This window comes from Leclercia sp. M50 (assembly GCF_037150775.1).
Taxonomy (GTDB): Bacteria; Pseudomonadota; Gammaproteobacteria; order Enterobacterales; family Enterobacteriaceae; genus Enterobacter.
Map to the genome: position 1 here is coordinate 1 of NZ_JBBCPK010000136.1, position 8,573 is coordinate 8,573.

Genomic DNA, 8,573 nt, shown 5'->3' on the forward strand with positions numbered 1-8,573 from the left:
AGATCGGCGGGGCGACCATCCCAGAACTGCTCCACGTTAAAGGTGGCGTTAAAGACCGTTGGCGCGTTGATCGGCCCCACCGCCCCATTAACGCCAAGGGAAGTTTGTCGCCCATCCACACCGCCCGCGTTCAGGGAATGGCAACTGGCGCAGGAGAGCGTGCTGTCCCCGGAGAGACGGGTGTCGTGATACAGGCGGAAGCCGAGGGCAACTTTGTCTGCGTCAACCGGTAACGCGCGAGGCACCGGCTGCACCGGCTCATTGCGATGGGCAGCCGCCACGTCCAGGCGGGCATAATGGCTTTCACGCTGCTTTTTGATCCAGTCCAGGAGCAGCAGGCGCTCATCGTCATTCAGTTGCCCGGCCCAGTGCAGTGCGACATAGCGTGTCGGCGGCATAGTCTGATGCTGCATCACCCATTCGATTTTATTCAGATCGCTTTGTGACACGGCACGGTCATCAATTAATGCGCTGCGCACCGCTTCCAGATTAAAAGAGTTATAGCCAAGGCGGGTGTCATATTCCATAAGCTGTTTTGCTATCGGAAATGAGGCATAAAAAGGTAATGCTGCGGAAGGGGTATGGCAATAATCACATCCTTTCTCACGAAACAGACTCAAAATCTGATTATTTTCTTTTATTGCAGAGAGCTGAACATCGCTTTCCTGAATACGGGCTTTATCGTGATACCAGACGTAGCCTGACAACCCCAGATAACAGGCCACCACACCTGTAGCGCAGAGTGCAGCAATACGGGTTAATTTCTTCATTTTCCATCCTCAGAAAAAGAGCATCCATAATAAGAATTGGTTTTATATTTTTGGCGGGTTCATCATAAAAGGGCGTCGGGGAATTTTGTTGACAGCAATCAACATTAATTATTGGCAAATGCTATTAGTGGAATAGGATTTAACGATTGAATGACAATCCAATATTCACTCAAATAATACACAAGAGAATATTAATATATATTAAAAATAATCTTCGCGCAGATTAATAATCTTGGTTTATGTCGAACGGCGTATGCCCTTGCCCGGCCTATGATGTGAGCTGTTTTTTTTGATGGTTTGCAGGATGGGTAAGGTGCAATCGTCACCCGGCAATATTGCAATTTTGTTACATCCGTTACATAACCGCAGCTGCACAATTGCCAGCCAACCATTGACAGGCATCATAGGCGAATGACTTCGTAAAGGTATCTGAGATGATCAAAGTGGTGCTGGTGGACGACCATGTGGTGGTGCGTTCCGGGTTCGCCCAGCTGTTAAATCTGGAAGACGATCTGGTGGTGGAAGGCCAGTACAGCAGCGCCGCAGAGGCCTGGGCCGCCCTTAGCCGCGAGGCCATCGATGTGGCGGTGCTCGACGTCGCCATGCCCGATGAGAACGGCCTGAGCCTGCTCAAACGCCTGCGCCAGCAGCGCCCGGGATTTCGCGCCATTATCCTCAGCATCTACGACACCCCCGCCTTTGTGCAGAGCGCGCTGGACGCCGGGGCCAGCGGCTATCTCACCAAGCGCTGCGGCCCGGAGGAGCTGGTCCAAGCGGTCCGATCCGTCGGCATGGGCGGCCACTATCTGTGTGCCGATGCGGTTAAAGCCCTGCGCGGCGGTGAGCCGGTATCACAGGCGCTGGCGGTACTGACCCCGCGCGAGAAAGAGGTGTTCGAGCTGCTGGTCCAGGGCAAAAGCGTGAAGGAGATTGCCTTCCAGCTTGAGCTCAGCCACAAAACTGTCCATGTTCATCGCGCCAACGTGCTGGGCAAACTGCAGTGCAGCAGCACCATTGAGCTGGTGCACTTTGCCCTCGATCACCAGCTGCTGACGGGCCACTAATGCGGCGCTCCCTGCGGCACATCATCCTCTCGCTGTTTATTATGCTGGCCTGGGGCACCGGCTGGCTGATGCTGTGGACGCTGAGCTTTTACCTCACCCGCAACGGGCAGCAGGCGGCGCTGTTTTTGCCTCAGGGCGTCTATCTGGCGCTGCTGATCGTGCTTTCGCGCCGCTTCTGGCCGGCGCTGATCCTCCCTCCGCTGGCGGCGATGTTCTGGCTGCACGGCGAACAGCTGCTGACTCATCACCTGATGCTGGTGGTGCCGCTGATGGGCACCGTCTGTGCATGGCTGGCGCAGCACTACTGGCACCGCTATCCCCTCTACTGGCAGCGTCTGTCGCTGCTGATCGCGGCAGTGACCCTCAATGCCCTGCTCCAGACCCTGATCCTGGCGCCGTTCCTTGAAAGCCCGGCCACCCTGCTGGTGCTGGCCTCCTTTACCGGCGGGGTGCTGCTGACGCCGTTCGTCTACCTCGTGTTTGAGTTTTTGCGCCAGCAGCATCGCTACCATCTGCTGGGGCTCGATACCAGCAACCCGCCGCTGCGCACCTCGCTTATCATCTGGTGTAGCCTCTTTTTTATCATCGGTATCGGCACCCAGATGGTGCTCTCCCCCTCCCTGGAGCGGCTGCTGCTGATTGTGGTGTTTCTGCCCAACGTGGTGATGGCGTGGAAGTTTGGCTGGCAGGGGGGCGTGCTCTCCGGGCTGCTGGGCAGCATGATGATCACCATTGCCCGTCAGGTCGGCGTAGGGTTCAGCGATCTGCTGGAGCTGGAAATTTTTCTCGCCACCCAGTCGCTGCTGGGGATTGGGCTGGGGATCGCTATCAGCCGCCAGCAACATCTGGCGATGAACCTCGATCACTATCGTCGTCGGCTGGAGGCAGAATTGCAGGCCCGACGCGAGCTGACCGAAAAGCTGATCCATACCGAAGAAGATACCCGCAAGCACCTGGCCCGGGAGCTGCACGACGAGATTGGGCAGAACATCACCGCCATTCAGATCCAGTCCCAGCTGGTAAAACGGGCGGGGGATAATCCGCAGGCGTTAGAGGCCGCCGGGCAGATCAACGAGCTGGCCCGCCGCATTCACCACTCCACCCGCCAGCTGCTGCGCCAGCTTCGCCCCCCGGTGCTGGACGAGCTCTCCCTGAACGAGGCGCTGCACCACCTGGTGAACGAGTTCGCCTTTGCCGAGCGCGGCATTGAGTGTCGGTTTGACTACCGGCTCACCGCTCCGCCGCAGAGTGAAACCCTGGTCTTCACCCTCTATCGCTTACTCCAGGAGCTGCTGAATAACGTCAGCAAACATGCCGATGCCAGCGAGGTCAGCGTCCTGCTCTGTGAGCAGGATAACCAGCTGCGGCTGGAGGTTAAGGATAACGGCAACGGTATCAGCATGCAGCAGATCCCCGGCTTCGGCATCCAGGGGATGCGCGAGCGGGTGCATGCCCTGGGCGGCGAGTTCACCCTGGAGTCCCAGGGCGGCACACGCGTAATTGTTAACCTGCCCACAGTTTTGCAACAAACACACCGCTAACCAGGAAAAAGTCTTAGTCACGCCAGACTTTCTCTCATCCCTTTTTCGTCGCGCTTTCATACAGTCATTACAAACGGAGAACGCCATGCCCGCACTGTCAGCTGAACAGGTTACTCAACGCTACCGCAGGCTGCGCCCGCGACTGCTGCTCTGCATGGCGACGGGCTACGCCGCGTTTTACCTGACGCGCAAAAGCCTTAACTACGTGCTGCCCGCATTGCAGTTAGATCTGGGATTAAGCAAGAGCGATATCGGCCTGATCGGATCGCTGTTCTACCTCAGCTACGGCCTGTCGAAATTTGCCGCCGGACTGTGGCATGACAGTAAAGGCCAGCGGGCGTTTATGGGCATCGGCCTGATGGCGACCGGGGTGCTGAACGTGCTGTTCGCCTTCGGCGACTCCCTGCCCCTGCTGCTGTTTATCTGGACGCTGAACGGCTTCTTTCAGGGATGGGGATGGCCGCCCTGCGCCAGGTTGCTCACCCACTGGTATTCGCGCAACGAGCGCGGCTTCTGGTGGGGATGCTGGAATACCTCTATCAATATCGGCGGCGCCATTATTCCGCTGATCTGTGCCTTCGCCGCCCATCGCTGGGGCTGGCAGGCAGCGATGCTGACACCGGGGATCATCAGTATCTCGCTCGGCCTGTGGCTGACCACACAACTGCGGGGCACACCGCAGGAAGAGGGTCTGCCGTCGGTCGGGGAGTGGCGCAACGATCCGCTGGAGTTGCGCCAGGAGCAGCAGAGCCCGCCGATGGGGCTGTGGCAGATGTTACGCACCACCATGCTGCAAAACCCGATGATCTGGCTGCTCGGGGCCTCCTATGTGCTGGTCTATCTGATCCGCATCGCCCTCAACGACTGGGGCAACATCTGGCTGGCGGAGAGCCACGGGGTAAACCTGCTGAGCGCCAACGCCACGGTGATGCTGTTCGAGGTGGGCGGCCTGCTGGGGGCACTCTTCGCCGGATGGGGGTCGGATCTGCTGTTCAGCGGCCAGCGGGCGCCGATGATTTTGCTGTTCACGCTGGGGCTGATGGTGTCGGTCGCCGCCCTGTGGCTGGCCCCGGTTCACCACTACGCCCTGCTGGCGATGTGCTTTTTTACGGTGGGATTTTTTGTCTTTGGTCCGCAGATGCTCATCGGCCTTGCCGCCGTGGAGTGCGGGCACAAGCAGGCAGCAGGCTCGATTACCGGTTTTCTTGGCGTGTTTGCCTATCTGGGGGCGGCGCTGGCCGGGTGGCCGCTGTCGCAGGTTATCGAACGCTACGGCTGGTCGGGAATGTTCAGTTTGCTCTCCATCGCCGCCGTACTGATGGGTTTACTCCTGATGCCGCTGCTGATGGCGGGCATCACCGCTTCTCGCAGTCACATAACGTCATAAAAAGGGCTGAATAATGAAAACAACGCTTCTCTCTACCCTCATTGCTTCCGGGATCGCGCTGGCAACCTTAACCGGTGCCGCACAGGCCAAAGGCCGCCTGGTGGTCTACTGCAGCGCCACCAACGAAATGTGCGAGGCCGAAACCAAAGCGTTTGGCGACAAGTACGACGTCAAAACCTCGTTTATCCGCAACGGCTCCGGCAGTACGCTGGCGAAAGTGGATGCCGAGAAGAAAAACCCGCAGGCTGACGTCTGGTACGGCGGCACCCTGGACCCGCAGTCTCAGGCCGGTGAGATGGGGCTGCTGCAGCCGTACAAATCGAAAAACCTGGAGCAGATCATGGAGAAATTCCGCGATCCAGCCAAGGTGAAAGGCAACCTCTCCTCTGCGGTGTAGGTGGGCATTCTGGGCTTTGGCGTCAACACCCAGCGCCTGAAAGAGAAGAACCTGCCGGTGCCGCAGTGCTGGAAAGATCTGACCAAACCGGAGTACAAAGGCGAGATCCAGATTGCCGATCCGCAAAGCTCCGGCACCGCCTACACCGCGCTGGCGACCTTCGTCCAGCTCTGGGGGGAAGACCAGGCTTTCGACTACCTCAAACAGCTGAACGGCAACGTCTCCCAGTACACCAAATCGGGCATCGCCCCGGCGCGTAACGCCGCCCGCGGTGAAACGGCCATCGGCATCGGCTTCCTGCACGACTACTCGCTGGAAAAAGAACAGGGCGCGCCGCTGGAGCTGATCTCCCCGTGCGAAGGCACCGGGTATGAGATTGGCGGCGTCAGCATCCTGAAGGGGGCGCGCAACGAAGAGAACGCGAAGCTCTTCGTGGACTGGGTGCTGTCGAAAGAGGCCCAGGAGCTGGCGTGGAAGCAGGGCAAGTCCTATCAGATCCTGACCAACACCACCGCAGAGACCTCGCCGAACTCGCTGAAGCTCGATGACCTGAAGCTCATCAGCTATGACATGGATAAGTACGGCTCCACGGATGTGCGCAAGGCGTTGATCAACAAGTGGGTCAGCGACGTGAAGATGGGTAAATAAGCCCGCTATTGCTCCTTTGCCGGGTGGCGCTACGCTTACCCGGCCTACAACACCGGAATACCTATGTCACAGACACTCGCTCTCCATCCCGTAAAAAAACGGGATGCGGTCTTCCTTTGGGTTTTTGTTAGCTGGCTGGCGTTTGCCCTGCTGCCGAGCTGGAGCCTGGATTACGGCCTGCTGGAGTCCACCGGCGACGAGATCCTCGACGCCTACAGTTGGTCACACTTCAACATTAGCTGGCTGTGGTATCTGCTCCCCACCCTGCTGCTGGTGCGCCCGTTCACCGAGGCGAAGCGCGAGCAGCGTAGCCGCCACTACCTCGACGCCGGCTGGGCGCTGCTGTGCATGGCCTTTGTGGTCATCAGCGCCACCCTCGAAGGACGCGGCCTGGGCTACGCCACCATCGTGCTGTTTGTAGCGCTGGGGGCGATCATGACCCTGGCCCTCACCCGCCTCGAGTGGCTGGGCGGCGACCGCTTTGTCATCGGCTCGCTGATTACCATCGTCGCCCTGATCGGCATCTTTATCGTCTGGCCGAGCATCGCCATCTTTATTCCGATGTTCACCAACGACGCCGGGGAGTTCGCGCCGCTGGCGTTTATGAATGTGCTCTCCCAGGCGCATATCATCCAGGTGATCATCAACTCGATCCTGCTCTCGATCGCCGTCGGCATCGGCTGCACCTTCTTCGGCCTGGTGCTGGCGATCTACACCACCCGCATCGCCAGACGCAGCGCCATTATTGGCCGTATTTTCTCCATCCTGCCGATTGTTACCCCGCCGTTCGTGGTAGGTCTCGGCGTGACGCTGATGATGGGTCGCTCCGGCTATATTACGGAGCTGATGGTGGACTGGTTTGGGCTGACCAATACCAACTGGCTGTATGGCTTCACCGGTATCTGGCTGGCGCAAGTGCTGGCCTTTACGCCGATGGCCTTTATGATCCTCGACGGGGCGATCAAGACCATTCATCCGTCGCTGGAGGAGGCGTCGTACACCCTGCGCGCCAGCCGCTGGCAGACCTTTAACGGCGTCTTTGTCCCGCTGCTCAAGCCCGCGCTGGCCAACGCCTTTTTGATTGTCATCGTCCAGTCGCTGGCCGACTTCAGTAACCCGCTGGTGCTGGGGGGTAACTTCGACGTGCTGGCGACGCAGATCTACTTCTACATCACCGGCTCTCAGCTCGACTACCAGGCCGCCAGCACCCTCGGCGCCTTCCTGCTGCTCTTCTCCCTGCTGGTCTTCTGCATCCAGTATATGTGGATCGGCAAGCGCTCCTACGTCACCGTCTCCGGCAAGTCCTACCGCGGCGACGTCCAGCCCCTGCCGGTCACCCTGGTGTGGAGCGTGGTTGCCCTGCTGGCGGTGTGGATCGCCTTTAACGCCCTCCTCTACGGCAGCATTTTCTACGGCAGCTTTACCGTCAACTGGGGGGTGGATTACACCCTGACGCTGGATAACTTTATCAAGCTCTTCGGCCAGGGAATGAGCGACGGGGCGTGGCCTTCACTGCTTGATACCCTGCTCTACGCCGGGATCGCCGCGCCGATCACCGCCGCCTTCGGGCTGCTGATCGCCTGGGTGGTGGTGCGCCAGCAGTTCAGGGGTAAAAAGACCATCGAGTTCACTACCATGCTCTGCTTTGCGGTACCGGGTACCGTGGCGGGGGTGTCATACATCCTCGCCTTTAACAGCGCCCCGGTGTACCTGACCGGCACCGCCGCCATCGTCATTATCTCCATGGTGATGCGTAACGTGCCGGTGGGCATTCGCGCCGGGATCGCGGGTTTGGGCCAGATCGATAAATCGCTGGACGAAGCCTCGCTGAGCCTGCGCGCCGGGAGCCTGCGCACCATTACGCACATTCTGCTGCCGCTGCTGCGCCCGGCCATTCTGTCGGCGCTGATCTACAGCTTTGTGCGCGCCATTACCACCGTCAGCGCCATTGTGTTCCTCGTCACGCCGGATACCCGGGTGGCAACGGCCTACATTCTGAACCGCGTGGAAGACGGTGAATACGGCGTGGCGATTGCCTACGGCTCGATCCTGATTGTGGTCATGCTGGCGATCATTTTCCTCTTTGACTGGCTCATCGGTGAGGCGCGTATCTCCCGTTCAAAAGCCAAAAACCAGGCGTAACACTATGACTCAGAAACATTTCGTTGAACTGCGTAACGTGACCAAGCGCTTTGGCGCCAACACGGTGATTGAAAACATCAACCTGGCGATCCCCCAGGGGCAGATGGTGACCCTGCTCGGCCCCTCCGGCTGCGGCAAAACCACGGTGCTGCGTCTGGTGGCGGGACTGGAAAAGCCCACCGACGGGCAGATCCTCATCGACGGCGAAGACGTGACCCACCGCTCCATTCAGCAGCGTGATATCTGCATGGTATTCCAGTCTTACGCCCTCTTCCCGCACATGTCGCTGGGGGAGAACGTCGGCTACGGCCTGAAGATGCTCGGCGTGTCGCGCGCGGAGATCAAATCCCGCGTCAAAGAGGCGCTGGCGATGGTGGATCTGGAGGGCTTCGAAGACCGCTATGTGGATCAGATCTCCGGCGGCCAGCAGCAGCGCGTGGCGCTCGCCCGCGCCCTGATCCTCAAACCTAAAGTGCTGCTGTTTGATGAGCCGCTGAGTAACCTCGACGCCAACCTGCGGCGCAGCATGCGGGATAAGATCCGCGAGCTGCAAAAGCAGTTCAACATCACCTCGCTGTATGTGACCCACGACCAGAGCGAGGCGTTTGCGGTGTCGGACACCGT

General features: G+C 59.3%; 6 protein-coding genes and 1 pseudogene. 6 read left to right on the top strand and 1 reads right to left on the bottom strand.

Annotated elements, in window-relative coordinates; translation table 11 throughout:
* The coding region (locus tag WFM46_RS21480) for a heme-binding domain-containing protein (RefSeq protein WP_336998489.1) at window positions 1-770 on the bottom strand (770 nt) is incomplete at its 3' end.
* Window positions 771-1,204: 434 nt separating this feature from the next.
* Here WFM46_RS21480 and WFM46_RS21485 point away from each other — a divergent pair.
* The 6 genes and pseudogenes from WFM46_RS21485 to WFM46_RS21510 all read left to right on the top strand — a co-directional run.
* Window positions 1,205-1,834: a response regulator transcription factor gene (locus tag WFM46_RS21485; RefSeq protein WP_156653973.1), complete on the top strand. Its 630-nt coding sequence runs from the start codon at window positions 1,205-1,207 to the stop codon at window positions 1,832-1,834.
* Complete coding sequence (locus WFM46_RS21490; protein ID WP_180210295.1) at window positions 1,834-3,375, top strand: MASE1 domain-containing protein; 1,542 nt, start codon at window positions 1,834-1,836, stop codon at window positions 3,373-3,375. Before WFM46_RS21485 ends, WFM46_RS21490 begins: the two co-directional genes overlap by 1 nt.
* Window positions 3,376-3,460: 85 nt before the next feature.
* On the top strand, window positions 3,461-4,762 hold the full coding sequence (gene uhpC, locus WFM46_RS21495) for an MFS transporter family glucose-6-phosphate receptor UhpC (protein WP_336998490.1): 1,302 nt from the start codon (window positions 3,461-3,463) through the stop codon (window positions 4,760-4,762).
* 13 nt (window positions 4,763-4,775) lie between these two features.
* Window positions 4,776-5,807, top strand: a pseudogene (locus WFM46_RS21500) (ABC transporter substrate-binding protein).
* Between the two features lie 63 nt (window positions 5,808-5,870).
* Entirely contained in the window at window positions 5,871-7,949 is a 2,079-nt protein-coding gene (locus tag WFM46_RS21505) for an ABC transporter permease (protein ID WP_103178416.1), read from the top strand.
* 4 nt (window positions 7,950-7,953) lie between these two features.
* Window positions 7,954-8,573 (top strand): ATP-binding cassette domain-containing protein (locus tag WFM46_RS21510; RefSeq protein WP_336998491.1); only part of this gene is annotated, 620 nt, incomplete at its 3' end.

Bases quoted from the DNA above. Each gene is read 5' to 3' on its own strand.
- WFM46_RS21485 (WP_156653973.1), top strand. From the start codon at position 1,205: ATGATCAAAGTGGTGCTGGTGGACGACCATGTGGTGGTGCGTTCCGGG.
- WFM46_RS21490 (WP_180210295.1), top strand. From the start codon at position 1,834: ATGCGGCGCTCCCTGCGGCACATCATCCTCTCGCTGTTTATTATGCTG.
- uhpC (WP_336998490.1), top strand. From the start codon at position 3,461: ATGCCCGCACTGTCAGCTGAACAGGTTACTCAACGCTACCGCAGGCTG.
- WFM46_RS21505 (WP_103178416.1), top strand. From the start codon at position 5,871: ATGTCACAGACACTCGCTCTCCATCCCGTAAAAAAACGGGATGCGGTC.